At 49.6% G+C, this 16,509-nt stretch carries 18 protein-coding genes; 7 read left to right on the top strand and 11 right to left on the bottom strand.

The window, feature by feature from the left end; translation table 11 throughout:
* Window positions 1–21 precede the first annotated feature (21 nt).
* Together yajC and CWI84_RS04005 are read right to left on the bottom strand one after the other, a co-directional pair.
* A complete protein-coding gene (yajC, locus tag CWI84_RS04010) occupies window positions 22–357 on the bottom strand; it encodes a preprotein translocase subunit YajC (RefSeq protein ID WP_126841292.1) in 336 nt (111 codons plus the stop codon).
* 101 nt (window positions 358–458) lie between these two features.
* Window positions 459–2,027 carry a sigma 54-interacting transcriptional regulator gene (locus CWI84_RS04005; protein ID WP_126841291.1) on the bottom strand — a complete coding sequence of 523 codons (1,569 nt, stop codon included), beginning with the start codon at window positions 2,025–2,027 and terminating at the stop codon, window positions 459–461.
* Between the two features lie 131 nt (window positions 2,028–2,158).
* Here CWI84_RS04005 and CWI84_RS04000 point away from each other — a divergent pair, with 131 nt between their 5' ends.
* A complete protein-coding gene (locus CWI84_RS04000; protein WP_126841290.1) occupies window positions 2,159–2,779 on the top strand; it encodes a trimeric intracellular cation channel family protein in 621 nt (206 codons plus the stop codon).
* Window positions 2,780–2,806: 27 nt separating this feature from the next.
* Window positions 2,807–4,105 (top strand): GntP family permease, encoded by a 1,299-nt coding sequence (locus tag CWI84_RS03995; RefSeq protein ID WP_126841289.1) that lies wholly within the window; start codon window positions 2,807–2,809, stop codon window positions 4,103–4,105.
* Here CWI84_RS03995 and CWI84_RS03990 read toward each other — a convergent pair.
* Window positions 4,102–5,847 carry a TIGR03545 family protein gene (locus tag CWI84_RS03990; RefSeq protein ID WP_126841288.1) on the bottom strand — a complete coding sequence of 582 codons (1,746 nt, stop codon included), beginning with the start codon at window positions 5,845–5,847 and terminating at the stop codon, window positions 4,102–4,104. The genes CWI84_RS03995 and CWI84_RS03990 overlap by 4 nt on opposite strands.
* A gap of 3 nt (window positions 5,848–5,850) precedes the next feature.
* Entirely contained in the window at window positions 5,851–6,357 is a 507-nt protein-coding gene (locus tag CWI84_RS03985) for a DUF2062 domain-containing protein (protein WP_126841287.1), read from the bottom strand.
* A gap of 185 nt (window positions 6,358–6,542) precedes the next feature.
* On the opposite strand from CWI84_RS03985, the gene CWI84_RS03980 reads away from it, so the two are divergent.
* Complete coding sequence (locus CWI84_RS03980) at window positions 6,543–7,997, top strand: RimK family protein (protein WP_126841286.1); 1,455 nt, start codon at window positions 6,543–6,545, stop codon at window positions 7,995–7,997.
* Window positions 7,987–8,463 (top strand): GNAT family N-acetyltransferase, encoded by a 477-nt coding sequence (locus CWI84_RS03975; protein ID WP_126841285.1) that lies wholly within the window; start codon window positions 7,987–7,989, stop codon window positions 8,461–8,463. Before CWI84_RS03980 ends, CWI84_RS03975 begins: the two co-directional genes overlap by 11 nt.
* On the opposite strand, the gene glpQ is transcribed toward CWI84_RS03975, so the two are convergent.
* The 3 genes from glpQ to CWI84_RS03960 all read right to left on the bottom strand — a co-directional run bounded on the left by glpQ (window position 8,438) and on the right by CWI84_RS03960 (window position 11,053).
* Complete coding sequence (glpQ, locus tag CWI84_RS03970) at window positions 8,438–9,454, bottom strand: glycerophosphodiester phosphodiesterase (protein ID WP_126841284.1); 1,017 nt, start codon at window positions 9,452–9,454, stop codon at window positions 8,438–8,440. The genes CWI84_RS03975 and glpQ overlap by 26 nt on opposite strands.
* 17 nt (window positions 9,455–9,471) lie before the next feature.
* Window positions 9,472–10,524, bottom strand: a complete 1,053-nt coding sequence (locus CWI84_RS03965) for a cysteine synthase A (protein WP_126841283.1) — start codon at window positions 10,522–10,524, stop codon at window positions 9,472–9,474.
* A gap of 91 nt (window positions 10,525–10,615) precedes the next feature.
* Window positions 10,616–11,053 (bottom strand): SH2 domain-containing protein, encoded by a 438-nt coding sequence (locus CWI84_RS03960; protein ID WP_126841282.1) that lies wholly within the window; start codon window positions 11,051–11,053, stop codon window positions 10,616–10,618.
* A gap of 186 nt (window positions 11,054–11,239) precedes the next feature.
* Here CWI84_RS03960 and cfa point away from each other — a divergent pair, with 186 nt between their 5' ends.
* Window positions 11,240–12,355 carry a cyclopropane fatty acyl phospholipid synthase gene (gene cfa / locus CWI84_RS03955; protein WP_126841281.1) on the top strand — a complete coding sequence of 372 codons (1,116 nt, stop codon included), beginning with the start codon at window positions 11,240–11,242 and terminating at the stop codon, window positions 12,353–12,355.
* A gap of 29 nt (window positions 12,356–12,384) precedes the next feature.
* On the opposite strand, the gene CWI84_RS03950 is transcribed toward cfa, so the two are convergent.
* Complete coding sequence (locus CWI84_RS03950; RefSeq protein WP_126841432.1) at window positions 12,385–13,437, bottom strand: AI-2E family transporter; 1,053 nt, start codon at window positions 13,435–13,437, stop codon at window positions 12,385–12,387.
* Window positions 13,438–13,597: 160 nt separating this feature from the next.
* Between CWI84_RS03950 and CWI84_RS03945 the strand changes: the two genes are divergently transcribed.
* On the top strand, window positions 13,598–14,113 hold the full coding sequence (locus tag CWI84_RS03945; RefSeq protein ID WP_126841280.1) for an Mpo1 family 2-hydroxy fatty acid dioxygenase: 516 nt from the start codon (window positions 13,598–13,600) through the stop codon (window positions 14,111–14,113).
* Between the two features lie 3 nt (window positions 14,114–14,116).
* Here CWI84_RS03945 and CWI84_RS03940 read toward each other — a convergent pair whose 3' ends face one another.
* Complete coding sequence (locus CWI84_RS03940) at window positions 14,117–14,635, bottom strand: hypothetical protein (RefSeq protein ID WP_126841279.1); 519 nt, start codon at window positions 14,633–14,635, stop codon at window positions 14,117–14,119.
* Window positions 14,636–14,686: 51 nt separating this feature from the next.
* Window positions 14,687–15,289, bottom strand: coding sequence for a uracil-DNA glycosylase family protein (locus CWI84_RS03935; protein ID WP_126841278.1), 603 nt, complete (start codon window positions 15,287–15,289; stop codon window positions 14,687–14,689).
* A 95-nt stretch (window positions 15,290–15,384) separates the two neighbouring features.
* Here CWI84_RS03935 and CWI84_RS03930 point away from each other — a divergent pair, with 95 nt between their 5' ends.
* Complete coding sequence (locus CWI84_RS03930; RefSeq protein ID WP_126841277.1) at window positions 15,385–15,876, top strand: nuclear transport factor 2 family protein; 492 nt, start codon at window positions 15,385–15,387, stop codon at window positions 15,874–15,876.
* Here CWI84_RS03930 and CWI84_RS03925 read toward each other — a convergent pair.
* Window positions 15,863–16,426: a gamma-glutamylcyclotransferase gene (locus tag CWI84_RS03925; protein WP_126841276.1), complete on the bottom strand. Its 564-nt coding sequence runs from the start codon at window positions 16,424–16,426 to the stop codon at window positions 15,863–15,865. The genes CWI84_RS03930 and CWI84_RS03925 overlap by 14 nt on opposite strands.
* Between the last annotated feature and the right edge of the window lie 83 nt (window positions 16,427–16,509).

The following is a 16,509-nucleotide window of genomic DNA, read 5'->3' as shown; positions in this document are numbered from 1 at the left end:
TTCTCTTGTGGTGGTTATGGATTACAATGATTTCATGGTGCCTTTAGGCAAAACAGCCGTCACTGACGCTTTTTGTACAGTCACTTCCATTTCTTCGTTCAAGGCAATAACGATGAAGTCTTTTTCAGCACTGATTTTGGTAATTTTACCCACCATACCGCCTTGAGTAAGGACTTCGTCACCTTTGCTCATAGACGCCATCAGCTCTTTATGCGCATTCATGCGTTTTTTCTGTGGCCGGAAGATCATGAAGTAAAAGATCACACCGAACATTAATAACATGAACACAAGTTGCATTGTTCCGCCGCTCTGAGCTGCGCCCGCGCCTTGTGCGTGTGCCGTATTAATCAAATCCATGCTAGCTACCTCAACGTATTCTGGGTGTAAATTGTTATGATTATAAAACGAGATGGGGACTGTTATTTACAATAACAAGTCCCCACCGTTAGGTTTATTGGCTAAACGTCATAGCCTAACGATTTTAGCCGCCTGCGCAAACCAATTTGTGATACTCGCAGCTCCCACATCATTTGCTCGGTATCACCGTCACAGCTTTCATAGCACTCCGCTAGCACCGCTTTATCAATATCCTGTGCGGTTTGCAGCCCTTTGTTGCGCTGAATCAACTGATAAACTGAAGCGCGAGAAATCGCTAGTTGCTCAGCCGTAGCCTGTAGTTCAAAGCGATTATTTTCTAACGCAGCCACCAGTTCTTCGCGGCTAATACTGTTTGGACGACGCTTACTTGACGACGCCGAACGCGTGCTCAACTTTTGTCCATCACGGGTTTGTGGGCGCAACATCGACAACAGTTGCGGATCCATTTGCAAAAATTCAGCCTCGCGGCTGTCGATAACCACCTGCCTCGCAACATTGCGCAGTTGCCGCACGTTGCCCGGCCATGGGAACTGCAGCAATTGGTTCATTAGTGCTGTGGGAGTGACCGGTAACGGCCGCTGGTCATGGTCATTTGGGTGAATACGACGCCACTGCTGCTTAGCAAAATGTTGGAATAAAATGCCAATGTCCTCTTTGCGGTCGCGAAGCGTCGGTAAGAAAATCTGATAACTGGATAAGCGGTGTAGTAACGGCAGTTTAAAACCGTCAGTCTCGCTTAAGGACTCCAAGTCGGCGTCGGTTGCGGCCAGTAACCGAACGTTGATGTTTTTTGGCTGGGTCGAACCCACTGGGTAAATTTCACCCGTTTCAATGGCGCGCAACAACATCGCTTGTACATCGGCCGAGGCTTCGCCTATTTCATCGAGAAACAATGTGCCACCGTCGGCCGCACTGAAGTAACCTTCTCGATCACTATTAGCGCCAGTGAACGCCCCTTTCTGTGCACCAAAAAGCTCTGCTGCCGCTAGAGAGTCTTGCATTGCTGCTAAATTAACCGACACAAACGGCTTATTCACCCTTTGGCTATTACTGTAGATGGCTTGTGCCACCAACTCTTTACCCGTACCTGTTTCGCCCCGAATCAATACAGGCTCATCAAGCCCTGCGATACGTTCGATGCGCGTGCGGACACTCAGCAAATCGCTGCTGATACCTTGTAGTTCGTAGTCTGGGGTCTGCGGCGGATCTTGCGGGGGCAACAGTTTCAACAACAGTACGATGCGATCGTTTAGAGTAATTGCGCAGCCTTCTTGTAACTCTTCCTCACTCACCGCATAGTCTTCTTGCGGTGTGCGTTCGGCGATAGTTAAACGCGTGTTGGTGTGGTGGGTACGAATACGCACACCCTTATGACCGTCACGCTGGAAGATTACCGGCGAGCGGCTGATATAAGTGTCCATTAACGCTTGGCCCAATCCACCATAGCGTGAGAACTCTGGGGCATTGCGGCTTACATAGGCCTCACCGTCACGCCAAAGATCTAAAAGAATTGCTTGTTCGCCCACCCGCTCTGGGTTGGGGTGACACATAATCACAAGAGTGGGCAACAGCTCGTCGTCTCGCGGCATCCCTGAGGTGTCGTGACGGGTTTGCGTAAGATCCACTTGTGTCTGAACGTCGTCTGCCATGAATGAACACTACCTCCTAAAACATGACATATATCATACTGCCTTGTCTGCAAAATAGCCACCCCGTTCACTAGGCTTTCATCGCTGTTCATGCGACACTGAGCGAAGTATTATCAATCTCGGTGGCGACCATGGAACAGATTTTTTACTGGACCGATTTGGCTGGAGTAGCCGTTTTTGCTATTTCTGGGACTTTACTGGCGTTTCGTAAGCACATGGATGGGTTCGGCGTCATCGTTTTAGCGTCGGTGACCGCTATTGGCGGCGGAACATTGCGAGACCTTATTTTGGGCTTACCGGTTTTTTGGACCACCGACCCAACTTACCTTTACTGCATTTTAGCGGTAGCAGTATTAACCATTATCTGGTTGCGCTTTAAAGCCTATATTCCGATTACCACACTATTGGTGGCGGATGCCGTTGGGGTCGCATTTTTCGCTACAATGGGCGCGCAAAAAACCTTAATGGCGGGCTTTTCACCTTTTATCGCCGTCGTTATGGGCACTATTTCAGCTTGCTTCGGCGGGATGATTCGCGATGTTTTAGCGCGCGATATTCCGATGGTATTAAAAGGCGAGCTGTATGCCACCACCTGTGTGGTTGGCGCCAGCGCTTATGTGATTGTGATGCAGTGGAATGCCGTGGCGGCATTGTCTGTTGGCATGTTAGCCACACTCTTGCTACGGTTAACAGCCATCCGCTATCGCTGGTCATTGCCGGTTTTCCAAGAGCACCAAGACGGTAGCTTATAACAACAAAAAATAAAAAAGGGGAACATCATGAGTAGTTTTATCGGCCTCGGACTTGGGCTGTTGCTACTGATTGTACTCACCATGCGCGGCATGAACTTGTTCATTACCGCACCTGTTTGTGCGCTGATTGTTGCATTGTTTAGTGGCATCCCTGTTTTTAATGGTGATTTCACATTTGTGTCAGGTTATATGCAGGGCTTTGCCGGCTTTTTGCAAGCGTGGTTCCTCATGTTCTTGCTCGGCTCGCTGTTCGGTAAATTAATGGAAGACACGGGCGCCGCGGAAAGTGTCGCGCGCTGGATTATTACCAAATTGGGAAAACGCCAGGCACTATTGGCCGTGGTTTTGGCTTGTGCCATTTTAACCTACGGAGGGGTCAGCGTATTTATTGTCGCATTTTCGGTTTACCCGATGGCGCTAAGCCTGTTTAAAGACGCCAACCTGCCGCGTCGTTTTATTCCAGCAGCGCTCGCCTTTGGCTCGATCACTTTTACCATGACCTCCGCCGGTTCACCTGAAATCCAAAACTGGATTCCAGTAAAATATTTAGGCACATCGCCATACGCCGGCTGGGAAGTCAGTATTGTGGTGGCCGTGATCATGGCTAGCTTAGGCTACTGGTGGTTAAAACGCATGATTGCCAATGCCGTAGCCAACGGTGAACAGTTTATCGCTCGCGCCGACGACCCCGATCTACCTGAACGCGAGCTGCCCTCTCCAGTTAGCGGTTTTATCCCGTTAGTGGTGATCTTGGCATTATCATTTATGTTTAGTGGCGAGCTTCATCAAAACGCACTCATCGTGGCATTACTGGGTGGTGTCATTACCATTAGCCTGATTAATTTCCGCCACTTTCACACTCCGCAAAAAGCCATCGGCGAAGCCACCACCGGCGCGTTAATTGCCATTGGTAATACCTCCGCCGTTGTCGGCTTTGGCAGTATCGCAAAAGCCACCCCTGCGTTCCACGAGGCAGTGCAAGCCATGACCCACATTCCGGGCAATGAGTTAGTCGGAGCGGCCATTGCCGTGAGTGTCATCGCTGGCTTAACGGGCTCGGCATCTGGCGGACAAGCCATCGCGCTTCCAGAGGTTGGCCCACATTACATTAATGCTGGCGTTAACCCCGAGCAGTTACATCGCATTGTGGCCATTTCTTCTGGGGCCTTGGATTCCTTGCCACACAACGGTTACGTGGTTACAACCATCCGCGCAATCTGCGGTGAAACGCACCAAGCAGCCTATTGGCCGCTCGCCGCGGTAACACTGGTGGTACCAACCATTGGGTTAAGCATCGCCATTGCATTGTTTAACTGGTTCGGTTAATTGCCGAACAGTTTGCCTTTCAGCAAGTCTTTAAGATTGTCCTCGACCTTGGCTTTCAGCAGCTCTTCGAGTTGCTGGTCAAGGTTGTCGGCGGTCTCTTCCGAGCCACCAATAGTGTCTAACACACCTTGGTAATCACCAACCACCGGTGCAATTTGCTCGCTGAGTTTGGCCTTAATATCGGCCAATTTACCCTCTGATTGCGCACTCAGTGCGCCACTCATCAACTGACCCAGTTGTTGGTCAAGATCAGACTGTAACTGCAACGATGGGTTGGTTAAGTTACCACTCAACTTGGTGCGAATGTCTAGTCGCTCAAGCTTTTGCAATGCGCCAGCGATGGTTTTAGTCAGTTGGCTACTGCCGTCCGCCTGCATCACCATATCGCTGAAGCGCATCCCAGCACTACCACCTAACTCGCTGTTACGAACGTTTACGTCGCCGTCGCTATTCAGTCGAGCGGAACTAATCACTGCCGACAGCTTATCCGACTGACTCAGTGTTAACTGCTGCAATTGTGCACCGCGCAACTGCCACTGTTGCCGTGAATCAAACCCCATATCAGTGAGGGCGATTTCGCCATTGAGGTTAAAGGAATCCCATAAGCCATTATTGTCGGCGCGTGCTTGATAGGTGGTGGGCTGACCCAACAGCTGATGCTGGTGGGTGATATTCTGCCAATCAACATCAACGGTAGTAGCACCCAACTGGATTTCGGTTTTAGCTTTTTTGATCAAGAATTCCGGCTTCGCATCTTCATCAACAAAGGAAATCCACTGGCCTTCACCGCGCACAGGTTTCACCGAGTCATCATTGCCCGAACGTGCCATCATTGGCGCAACTTGTTCATAAGCCAGGAGTACATACTGGCTCCACTGCTGGGCTTGGTCACCAAACAGTAAGCCAGTGATATTGCCTAAGCCGCTACCGTCGAGATTAAAAAACTGCTTAATCCGATCGATGTCGTTGCCCGGCGCATTCTTAACCGCGGCCAATTGCTGCTGCAGCAGATCCTTACTGTTGCCAACTTCCTCTTTAAACGTCTTAACCGCTTGCTTGTCTTGTTTGATCTCCGCTTTCAGATCATCCAACGCTTGTTTACGTTTAGCCAAGTCTTCGGCACCACTAATTTTTCCGGACGTGATTGCTTTAATCTTTTCTTGATACTGTTGGATTTTTTCTTTGCTCGGTAATGCTTGCTTCGCTTCATTGAATGCTGTTTTTTGTGCTTCCAGCTTTTGCTTCGCTTCACTCACTACCGTATCGGTTTGTAAGCCAACTTTGGCAACGATTTCCTCGACCGAGGGTAGCGTCGCGTTCAGCTGTTCCCAACCCGCGCCAGCGAGATCACTGGCCTGTTCAGACACTGGCGCGTAAACTTCACCCTCACTCTGCCGCGGTTGCGCAATGCGAATACCAGCAGCGGTCATTTGGTCGATCACCACCCGCCCCAATAGCAGTTGATCAGCTTCAATGTTGGCTTCTAATTCACCCACCACTAAACGGTTTTGTAGCGGTTGGGCGGGGTCAGTGATTTGTACGCCCGAAACTTTAAGCCCTAAAGGCACCCAATGGTGCTCTACTTTTGCAATATTTACTTCCGCGCCGTTTAAGCGTCCTAATGTGCGTTCCATTCCCCAGCGCAACAGATTATCGAGGAATAACCATGAAAACGCCGTGAGTAGAACAATAATGCCGACAAAGACCATCAAGCCTGGCCAGCGAATAACACTCCGTTGCATAACTTACCCCCGCAGCCCTGTGTAAATTTGCCAAATGCGGCTAGCTTGAATTGCGCGCACCACTCTCAATTTATTGAACCACGCCTGAATTCGGCGGCGATAATTCACCACAATAAAATAGGTCACAACCGCTAAGATGGGCGCAAACAGTAACGAGCAGATCACACTACCCATGGTGATAGTGTGGTAAAACTGGGTTAGACGACCAATCGCTGTTTGGTAAATGGCTTGATAGATGCCTTGCCAACTCGGTGCTTCTAACACTGCTAAGCCAACGTCATGGAATAGTGGATCGAACAAATACGCCAACCCAGAGAAAACAGCAAAAGACAGCAAGAATGCGGTGAGATTTATTCTGAACAATAGTGCTGCCAATAAAATAATTACGTTATGAACGCGCCATAATGGCGTCAGCCCCATTATCATCCCCAGCACCACGGCCATAGCCAGTGCCCAAGGACTCGTCTCCGAATTTAGTGCACGAAGCAACTTCGCAATTAGCGTTAGCATCCCCGTGATCTCCCTATCTTTTTTTCTGGTAGATATTCAAGAATAGCGCAAAGGCCCCCGCTTCGATCAATGAATTTAAGAAAACTTTTGCTAAGGTAAATAAAACACTAGTAAATTGCATTAACTCGGAGTAAAACGCATTCGGCGTTTGCCTGAACTCATTTTTTTAAGGATTTAAGCTGACTATGCAGCAATCTGCTCATGTAATTGTTGATGACATTGCCGACTGGCAACCATATTACCCCAGCCAGACATTGATTACCGCCAGCGAGTACCTGCAAAGTAACCCGCTGAAAAGCCGTTCATACGCGCTCAACTTATGTGGTGATCTAAGCTATTTATCGACCGGTTACTACGTGAGTTTGTTAGCCGAAGCCCGTGGCCAACGCATTATGCCGTCGGTATCGACCATTAACGATTTGGCGAACTTCTCGCACTACCAGTTAATGTCGCCCATCGACAAGAATCTGAGTAAACAGCTCGACCAACGCCAAGAGTCTTCAGTAACGGTGTTAATTTGCTTTGGGCAAACGCAGCAGCCGGCAATGGCTGGCTTTGCACGGCAATTATTCGAGCGCTATCCGTGTCCAATTATATGGGTGGAACTGAGTAACGAAGGCCGTTGGTTTATTAACCAACTGCGTGCGGGTGCGTTGAGCGAACTAAATGATGAACAGCAAACCTTTTTCGGTGACGCTTTAGACGCCTTCTCAAAAAGGGTTTGGCGAAAAGCTCGAACGCCGAAAGAATATCGCTACGACTTGGCTATTTTACACGACCCGGACGAGGCCATTCCTACCAGCGATAGAAAAGCGTTGGCGCAATTTATTAAAGCGGCCAAGAGCTGTGATATTGAAGCGGAACTCATTACCCAAAAAGACTTTAACCGCTTACTCGAATTTGATGCGCTGTTTATTCGTGAAACCACACGGATAAACCATTACACCTACCATTTTGCTAAAAAAGCAGAAGCCAATGGCATGGTAGTGATTGACGCACCACACTCGATACTGCAATGCGCCAACAAGGTCTTCCTGAAAGAATTGTTGGATAAGCATCGTATCCCGACGCCGCGTACGGAGCTTTTGTTAAGCCAAAATGACATCGACTACGAAGGCATCGGCAGCCGCTTGGGTTACCCAATTGTGTTAAAGATACCGGACGGTTCGTTTTCGATAGGTGTAGAAAAAGCCGAGAACCAAGAGGCATTTGAAAAAGTGGCAGCGCGGTTGTTTGAGAAGTCGACCATTCTGTTGGCACAAGAGTTTATGCCGACCGACTTTGATTGGCGTATTGGTATTTTAAATAACCGCCCAATATACGCCTGTAAATACTTTATGGCGCGTAACCATTGGCAGATTTACAACCACAACAACGAAGGCCGCGCAAAGAGTGGTTCATTTACCACGGAAGGCGTGCACCAAGTGCCCAAAGATGTGGTGAAGACTGCGTTACAAGCAACGCGTTTAATCGGCGATGGGCTATATGGCGTTGATTTGAAAATGACCCACAAAGGCCCTGTGATCATCGAGATCAATGACAACCCATCTATTGAATCTGGGGTCGAGGATCTGCACCTAGGCGACGAGCTTTACCGCATTATCATGGCGGATTTTGCAAGGCGCCTCGATGAAAAATAGTGAAGTACAGTTACGTCCTGCAACCCTGCAGGACTTAACCGCCTTACTGCAACTGGAAGCTGAGAGTTTTGATTACAGCAGAATTGGACGCCGCAGTTTCCGCCACTTGCTCAATGCCCACAGTTGCCACATTGAAATAGCCGAACGCGACGGTGAATTGCTGGCCTATGGCATGTTATTAAGCCGGCGTAATAGCACGCGCTGGCGGTTGTATTCCATTGCCGTCGCTAAAGCGGCGCAGGGAACTGGCCTGGGCAAACGCTTGCTATTGCAGTTAATGGCGCTGGTGAAGCAACGCGGCGGCTCTGCGTTATCGTTAGAAGTTAAATGTGATAACCGCGCCGCAATTGGTCTTTATGAGCATTTAGGCTTTGCCGTTGTCGATATATTACCCGGCTATTATGATGATGGCGTAGACGGCTATCGAATGCGTTTAACGTTCAGCGACGTCCAGGGTAATCGGTAAACAAGCCATCCACACCCGCGTTTTTTAACCACTGCCGTAGTTGCCGATAACTGCCAATGAAGTCAGGCAAACCCTCCTCACGCAGGGTATAGGCGTGCACGACCAATCCGGCTTTGTGGGCCATGCTCACTAGCTGACTGTAACGCGGCTGTTGCTGTTCATCGACCCCCAATATAACTTGCGGCCACCACACACCTACACCGTCAACAACGCCAGTGAGTGCTTGCAAACCTGCTGAGGTTCGCATGGCACTGAAGTCGACCGGTGCCTCATTCCACGCGTTTTCACCAATTAACTGAATTAATGGCAGGTCACAGTCGAATTCGGTGCGAATTCGACGCAAGGGTTCAGGATCGAAGGACTCGATAAAAATAGGCGTGGGTCGCGCTTGATTACTATAACCCGCTTGCTCCAACACGGTCATCAGTGCAGCGGTCGGGTCAAGACGTTGATCACGGTACCAGCGCGGGGATTTCACTTCGATATAAGCCCCGACGTCGCGCTCGCGCACACGGTTGAGTTCTTGCAGCAGGGCTAACTGTTGCGCCAAGGTTGTGATGGCAAAATCTACATCTGTCCGCGCAAAACGGTTGGGATAAAGTAATTGTTGTTGAGCATTACGGCGCGGCTGCAACGCTAGCGCACGCAACTCTGCAACCGTGAAATCGACAACATAATAGTGGCCGTCGCTGCGATGTCGTTGCGGATAGACAGCGGCGACATTGGTCACCGCATCTAACATCACATCGTGCAATATCACGGGTACACCGTCACGACTCAATTGCACATCGAATTCAATAAAGTTAGCGCCAAGCGCGTGCGCCATCACCAATGCCGCACGGGAGTGCTCCGGCAAATACCCCGATGCACCACGGTGCGCGATTTCTAAAATTTGTGGCGGCTTGATGTCCGCCAACGGTGCGGCAGATTGCTGCGCATGCGCGCTAGCTGCGAAAAAACTCAGCAATACAATGCACAAAAGTCGCCGCATAACGCCCTCTAGCTCGTTTAGTCGCCGCGATACTTCACGGTAAGAATAGCGTCACCCAGTTCACGGTAACGCGCTAAAAGCGACGCTATCGGCTCCGGCTCGAGCTTCAGACCTCGTCCAGTCAAGTATTCTGGGTTGTATAGCTTACTTGCCGAACGATCACCCAAATCGCAAGCAAAGGTCACTATACACTTGCCCGGGCCGTGATAGAGTGCTGCCGCCAGTGCACCGGCAACGTTTAATGCCGAACTGCTGCCCAACACAATGCCGTCTTGCTGCTGAACATAACGCGACAAGCTGATCAGATCTTGGTCCGGTAGGTTAACTGCATGGTCAATTTGCGCTTCTTTAAAGTTATCGACCAAACGCATGATACCGATGCCTTCAGTCATTGAGCCGCCTTCAGAAACATACTCACCGGTTTTAAGGAACGAATAAATGCCAGAGCCATCCGGATCGGCTAACCAAACGTCAATATCTGGATTCTGTTCTTTTAAATAACGTGAATTACCACCGATGGTGCCACCCGTGCCAGCAACCGAAACCAGCACATCTATTTTACCTGCCGTTTGTTGCCAAATTTCAGGTCCCGTGTGCAAGTAATGCGCCCGCGCATTACTGGTATTTTCGAATTGGTTTGCCCACCAATAATCGGCGTTTTCCTCAGCTAATCGGCGCGCGGTGTGGTAAAAGTGGTTCGGATTTTTGAACGGCACGGGATCAACGGTTTTTAGCTGCCCCCCGTGCATGGTGATCATCCGCTCTTTTTCTTTGGTTTGGTCATTCGGCATTACCGCTAACATATTCAAACCATAAGACTTGGCAACCAACGCCAAGCCAATTCCGGTATTTCCTGCAGTCCCCTCAACCACGGTCATGCCAGACGATAATTCGCCGCGCTCCATGGCATCATCAATTAACTGCTTTGCTGCACGATCTTTAATCGAACCGCCTGGATTCTGAAACTCGCATTTCAAATAAATGTCGCAACCGGTTAAGCGCGAGAGTGAAGGGACTTTTAATAAATCGGTTTGTCCGATTAAATCACTTTGGCGATTTCCTACTAACATGATGCTTCCTCGCTGTGCATGCAGAGTGTTCCCTCTGCCCATTTGCGTTACTACTTGTGATACAACTTTCTAGTAAAAGTACGGCGGTAAGCTAAAACCAGATTGCGGGTTGCTCAATGGGTGAACCTTGTGACTCATCACCCTGACCCTCGCGGCGGTCGTCAATTTCGTACGCGTGGCCTCGACATTCATAGGCAAGTACACACTCGGCACTATGGACTTCGGCGCAACGTTCTAATACCACGCCATTAGCGCCAATTTCATCGGCTTGGCGCAATAACGCTAACTGCGCTCTCGGCACACCACCATGCTCGTCGCAAGCAACACTTTGCACTGGTGCTAAACGGGTGGCGGTAACCTTGGCATGATGAATTTCATAAGGCCGATAGAAGGTTGCCCGCGGCACATCCGCTGTTTCGTTCGCAACCTGTTCGGCTGTAGCCGAGCCGTCACTCGGGGCCAATTGGCAGCCACCAAGGGCGAATAGCACAATAAGGGATAGTAGCGTGAATAACGCCTTAATATTCATCGTTCAAACCTCGCGAAAGTCACCGCTAATTTAGGGTTTTCGCGGTCTAATGTCCAGCTTAGCAACGTCTTCTTTGCGGAACCTTACATTGCCAAGTAGTTCTACAAGATTGATCCATAGCCATTGTTTTCATCGTTCTAGCTTGCTAACAATAGTGCATAACGTTTTACCTATAGGGAGGTCTCGATGGCGTCTTCAAAAGCGTTTGCCCAAGAGCTTTTAGCGGAAGCCGATATAAAAATTAATGGCGAACGCCCGTGGGACATGCAAGTGCATGATGAGCGAATGTTCGACCGCGTATTGGCAAAAGGGAATTTGGGTCTGGGCGAAGCCTACATGGATAAACAATGGGATTGCCAAGCCCTTGACCAGTTTTTCTTTCGCTTGTTACGTGCTCGTATTCACGACAAAGTGCAACCCTCACGACTCATATTTCACGCCCTTAAAAGCCGTTTACTGAATCTCCAAAGCCGTTCCCGTTCTTGGGAGGTAGGCCAACACCATTATGACTTAGGCAATGATCTGTACGAGGCAATGCTCGATCGCAATATGGTGTATACCTGTGGCTACTGGCGGAATTCAAAAAGCTTAGACCAAGCGCAAGAGGCCAAGCTGGAACTGAGTTGCCAAAAGCTCGGGCTGAAACCCGGCATGAGAGTGCTCGATATCGGCTGCGGCTGGGGCAGTTTTATGAAATACGCTGCGGAACACTACGATGTCGAATGTGTGGGTGTCACCGTGTCAAAAGAGCAGGTCGAGCTGGGGCGTAAACGCTGCCAAGGACTCCCAGTGGAGTTTCGGTTGCAAGATTACCGAGAGTTAGACGAAAAGTTCGACCGCATTATTAGTTTGGGGATGTTCGAACACGTTGGCCACAAAAACTATGATGATTACATGAAGGTTGCGCGCCGTTGCTTAGCTGACGATGGCTTATTTTTGCTCCACAGTATTGGTAAAAACACCAGCGAGACCAGCACCGACCCGTGGATTAGCAAATATATTTTTCCTAACGGCGAATTACCCTCCATCAGTAAAATTGGGGACGCCATAGAAAACCGTTTTATTTGTGAAGATTTGCACAACTTTGGTGCCGATTACGATAAAACGCTAATGGCTTGGTACGACAATGTGCAGCAAGCTTGGGACAGTCTGGCCAGTCAATATGACGAGCGCTTTCAGCGCATGTGGAATTACTATTTACAGTCCTGCGCCGGCGCATTCCGCGCTCGCGATATCCAACTGTGGCAATGGGTATTATCGCCACAAGGCCAACTCGACGGCTATCAGCGGCCAGTGCTTTAAGTACTTTGTCGGATCAGTGTCGCGGCTCGTTAATCCGAGCTCGCGACATTGATTTCACGCATAAAGATATCCCAGAACACCATAAATAAGGCTGCCACCAACGGCCCTACGACAAAGCCATGAATGCCAATCAACGCAATACCGCCGAGGGTCGAAAACAGCACGATATAATCGGGCAACTTAGTGTCACGCCCGACTAACATAGGTCGCAGCACATTGTCCGCTATGCCAATAACTAGGGCGCCATATGCAATCAGAATACTACCACTCAGCCAATCACCTGTGGCATACAAATACAGTGCTACAGGCAGCCAAACTAAGCCAGCGCCTATAGCTGGAATAAGCGACAGAAAAGCCATGACAACGCCCCACATCACTGCGGCAGGAATACCAAGCCACCACAAAATTAGGCCCCCCAACGCGCCTTGCACCATCGCCACCACAATGTTGCCTTTAATGGTTGCTCGGGTCACTTCGGTAAATTTTTGAAAAAGTTCGTGCTCGCGTTCGTCGCCCAATGGTAACGCCCGGACCATCAGCCGAGTTAACTGCGACCCATCGCGTAATAGGAAGAACGTCAGGTACAACATAAGCCCAACATTAATCACAAAAGCAAAGGCGTTTTGACCAACCGCCAGTGCTTGCTGAGCAAGGTTTCGACTGGCAGAAACGGCAAAGTTGGACACCTGCTGGCGTACATTTTCAGTATCTACGCCGAGGTGTTCTAAGGTTTCCGGAATAACCGGAAATGCGCTACGGATTTTTTCCATAAACTGGCTTGGATCGAGTTCGCCAGAATCGATTTTCTGATACAGCATGACCCCTTCTTGGATGAACGAAAACGCGATAAATAACACCGGAATAACGACAATAACCACGCCGCAGCTAAGGGTCAGCAACGCATTCAGATTGGGGGAATTGGGGAATTTATGCTGTAGCCGCCGTTGTAGCGGATAGAACACCACTGCCATTGCCGCAGCCCAAAATATCGCGACCCAAAATGGCAACAATACCCAGATAAAAGCCAAGCTAACCAGCACTAGCATGGCAATAAACGCGCGAATTTCGATTTTATCCTGCATCACTCGGTCTCCCTGTTAGTCAGCCTATCCTAGCGGCTCTAATTGCCGAATCCCAGCGATTTATCCACCTTGACAGCGCAGACATTTGGTTGCACTCTTTTGCTGACTCAGGGTAAGGCGCTAGCCCTTGCCGTAACCCCCTAAAGCACGAGCAGCATATATGAAGTCACTTTCTCAGCAGTTAGGCAATTATGCTTGTTACCACCAAGATCAACGCAACATCATTACCCATCTTGTTGGGATTCCAATGATAGTGGTAGCGGTATTAGCATTGTTGTCGCGTCCAGTGTTTAGCGTAGCAACCCTACCGCTGACACCGGCACTGTTTGTGACCATCGCGGTGCTCATCTATTACTGGTGCTTGCATAAAGGTTTCGGCATGTTAATGACTGTACTGCTGGTACTGGTATTGATGGCCGGCGAGCGTATTGCCATGCAAAGCACCGCAACGTGGTTAACCATCAGTCTTGGACTTTTTCTGGTTGGCTGGATTTTCCAGTTTATTGGCCACTATTACGAGGGCCGCAAACCAGCCTTTGTTGATGACCTGATAGGCTTGGCCATAGGGCCGCTATTTGTGGTCGCCGAAGTACTGTTCGCGTTAGGTTTATGCCGCAACTTGCAGCAACAGATGCAAGATTACGTGCGGAGCCATCGCCCCGCACGCAGATATTAGGCTCTAAAATGACATTGTCGACGCTGACAGTACAGGTCGACTCGCTGTTAACACTCCAGCGACGACCTGTTGTCCTGTTGTAGAATCAATCAAATAAATTTGGCGGTTTGCCTCAAAACCTAGAGGCCAGCTCGTAGTATCTCCAGTAGAGAAAATAACACGGTTCAGCGAGAAATTTTCTATTTTATCGATTCCGCCTACGAATAGAATATGACTTGCGCCATTTTCTTGAGCAACCTCAAAAACTTTATGTGCCGGTAGTCCCTCCAAATGAGGAAGGGTTGCGGATAGCGCCTTGCACTCAACACTGTAAGAACTCGTAAAACGATGGCATAAAGCTTTCTCGATGTTTCTATTACTCTGAGCATCTTTAGTCAACGCTAGAGCCATTACACCTGTTACCGGTTGCATCTGCACGAGCTGTGACGACGCACTATGGCTAGAACACCCTAAGGCACCGAGAGTTAAAGCGAAAAGCCCAAACATACCCGCTTTACGGGCAAACTGGTTCAACACGTTCATGGGTCCTACTCCTCAAAGTCGTGGTTATTTTTTAACCACCACATTTAAGGTTTAGCCGCTTTTTGAATGCCCGTCAATAGCCCTTGCAACGGCGTGTTTTAGCTGTGGCAGGCATTGTTCTTCGAACCATTGATGTTGCTTAAGCCAGCGATTATTGCGCGGACTCGGGTGAGGTAACGCAAAAACGTGCGGCTTCCCGCCAGTACCGTGCTGAAAACTTTGCTGCACTTTTTCCGCCACCGAACCACCGAATTCAGGTAGGTGCCACTGCTGCGCGTATTGCCCTACGGCAAGCACTAGCTGCAACGATTGTAACGGCGCCATTAACTGCTGCCGCCAGGTTTCCGCACATTCGGGCGGCGGCGGTAGATCACCGCTTTTTCCAGTACCGGGGTAGCAAAACGCCATCGGCAAAATGGCAAAGACTTTAGGGTCGTAAAAGCTCTCAGCGTCTACGCCCAGCCAAGTTCGCAGGCGCTCACCACTGGCATCGGTGAACGGTTGACCGCTCGCGTGAACCTTGCGTCCCGGAGCTTGCCCGGCAATCAAAATTTTCGCCTGCGGGTGCCACTGCAGCACTGGGTTAGCGCCGAGCGGCAACTTTGGTTCGCATAATTTGCATGCGCGTACCTGCCGCAACAATTGTTGGTTCATTGGGATTCTCCAAAACAACGACACAAAGAGATACGTTTTCGGTTTGCTTCGTGTCTTAGGCTGACATATAACAACATAAAAACACAGGGGAACTAATGATGAAACACGCTTCGTTAAGCATGACGTTAATGGCGGTGATGTTGCTTGGCACTAGCCATGTGTCGCAAGCTCAAACCGCCGAGCAAGCTGAACAAAAGCAAGCCGTTGCAGCAACCATTGATAAGCTTTTTAACGCCATTGGCGAAAAAGATCCGCAAGCGTTAACCGCGCTCTTTAGCCAAGGTGAGGACGCTATCTTTTATGCGGTACTTGGTGATGGGCGAGTGATTCATGAAACGCTTGCTGAATACAATGCCAACTTAGTAAAAGCCACCAAGCAATACCGTGAACACGCATGGACACCGACCATTCAAGTGCGCGGTAAAATCGCGAGTTACTGGGCGCCCTATGAATTTCTAGTGGACGGCAACACCACCCATTGCGGTATCGATAACTTTCTCTTAGTCAAAACCGATAACGGTTGGCAAATTACCGCCGCCAATTTTACCGTTGAGCCGGACGCTTGTAGCGAGCTCAATCGGCCTTAGGCAAATGATCTCGTAACGCTTCGATGTGCGGGTCATGCACGCCGAGAGCACGCAACGCATCGGAAAGTTTCGTCAGGTATTCACGATTGGGCCCACTGGGCCCTTTTGCTTTGGCAATGTGTGCGGCAATCTCCGCATCGCTTGCAGGTCCTAAAAACGCAGCATTATCTTCCGTGGCAATATAAACCAGACCGTCGACAACACTGGCATCCGCTAAGGTCATTGGCGTGGTAAAGCGTAAATAGCCGTTTTTTTCACGGTGGTCTAGGTGCTCGAACACCTCGGGTTTAACCTCATACGCCATGCCCGTGCAACGTTCTCCCGGCGTTTCAATAAGCGTCAATACGCGCCCTGGTGCCTCTGGTGTGCCGCGATGGTCGTGTGACCCCTGCCAGAAACGGCGTGACCAGCCCACAATCTTTGCCGGCTGCCGCTGAATATAAGGAAAGTCAGCTTTAAATATCAACGAGCCATAACCAAATAACCACACCGATTCATGTTGACTGAGATCTTGACGTTGACGGTTGATGGCAATGGTATCGTGCGACATAACTTCTCCCTAAAAATATAAAGTGCTAGTTTACCACAGCACTAGGTACAGCTTAATCAATCTTAAATACTATTGATAACGAT

The sequence above is a fragment of the Idiomarina tyrosinivorans genome (assembly GCF_003987475.1).
In the GTDB taxonomy this organism is placed as follows: domain Bacteria; phylum Pseudomonadota; class Gammaproteobacteria; order Enterobacterales; family Alteromonadaceae; genus Idiomarina; species Idiomarina tyrosinivorans.
Note: the sequence above shows the minus strand (reverse complement) of the source record. Positions and strands in the feature narration are given on the sequence as shown.

Excerpts from the sequence above, each read along its gene's own strand:
- yajC (WP_126841292.1), bottom strand. The coding sequence starts at position 357 with ATGGATTTGATTAATACGGCACACGCACAAGGCGCGGGCGCAGCTCAG.
- CWI84_RS04005 (WP_126841291.1), bottom strand. The coding sequence starts at position 2,027 with ATGGCAGACGACGTTCAGACACAAGTGGATCTTACGCAAACCCGTCAC.
- CWI84_RS04000 (WP_126841290.1), top strand. The coding sequence starts at position 2,159 with ATGGAACAGATTTTTTACTGGACCGATTTGGCTGGAGTAGCCGTTTTT.
- CWI84_RS03995 (WP_126841289.1), top strand. The coding sequence starts at position 2,807 with ATGAGTAGTTTTATCGGCCTCGGACTTGGGCTGTTGCTACTGATTGTA.
- CWI84_RS03990 (WP_126841288.1), bottom strand. The coding sequence starts at position 5,847 with ATGCAACGGAGTGTTATTCGCTGGCCAGGCTTGATGGTCTTTGTCGGC.
- CWI84_RS03985 (WP_126841287.1), bottom strand. The coding sequence starts at position 6,357 with ATGCTAACGCTAATTGCGAAGTTGCTTCGTGCACTAAATTCGGAGACG.
- CWI84_RS03980 (WP_126841286.1), top strand. The coding sequence starts at position 6,543 with ATGCAGCAATCTGCTCATGTAATTGTTGATGACATTGCCGACTGGCAA.
- CWI84_RS03975 (WP_126841285.1), top strand. The coding sequence starts at position 7,987 with ATGAAAAATAGTGAAGTACAGTTACGTCCTGCAACCCTGCAGGACTTA.
- glpQ (WP_126841284.1), bottom strand. The coding sequence starts at position 9,454 with ATGCGGCGACTTTTGTGCATTGTATTGCTGAGTTTTTTCGCAGCTAGC.
- CWI84_RS03965 (WP_126841283.1), bottom strand. The coding sequence starts at position 10,524 with ATGTTAGTAGGAAATCGCCAAAGTGATTTAATCGGACAAACCGATTTA.
- CWI84_RS03960 (WP_126841282.1), bottom strand. The coding sequence starts at position 11,053 with ATGAATATTAAGGCGTTATTCACGCTACTATCCCTTATTGTGCTATTC.
- cfa (WP_126841281.1), top strand. The coding sequence starts at position 11,240 with ATGGCGTCTTCAAAAGCGTTTGCCCAAGAGCTTTTAGCGGAAGCCGAT.
- CWI84_RS03950 (WP_126841432.1), bottom strand. The coding sequence starts at position 13,437 with ATGCAGGATAAAATCGAAATTCGCGCGTTTATTGCCATGCTAGTGCTG.
- CWI84_RS03945 (WP_126841280.1), top strand. The coding sequence starts at position 13,598 with ATGAAGTCACTTTCTCAGCAGTTAGGCAATTATGCTTGTTACCACCAA.
- CWI84_RS03940 (WP_126841279.1), bottom strand. The coding sequence starts at position 14,635 with ATGAACGTGTTGAACCAGTTTGCCCGTAAAGCGGGTATGTTTGGGCTT.
- CWI84_RS03935 (WP_126841278.1), bottom strand. The coding sequence starts at position 15,289 with ATGAACCAACAATTGTTGCGGCAGGTACGCGCATGCAAATTATGCGAA.
- CWI84_RS03930 (WP_126841277.1), top strand. The coding sequence starts at position 15,385 with ATGATGAAACACGCTTCGTTAAGCATGACGTTAATGGCGGTGATGTTG.
- CWI84_RS03925 (WP_126841276.1), bottom strand. The coding sequence starts at position 16,426 with ATGTCGCACGATACCATTGCCATCAACCGTCAACGTCAAGATCTCAGT.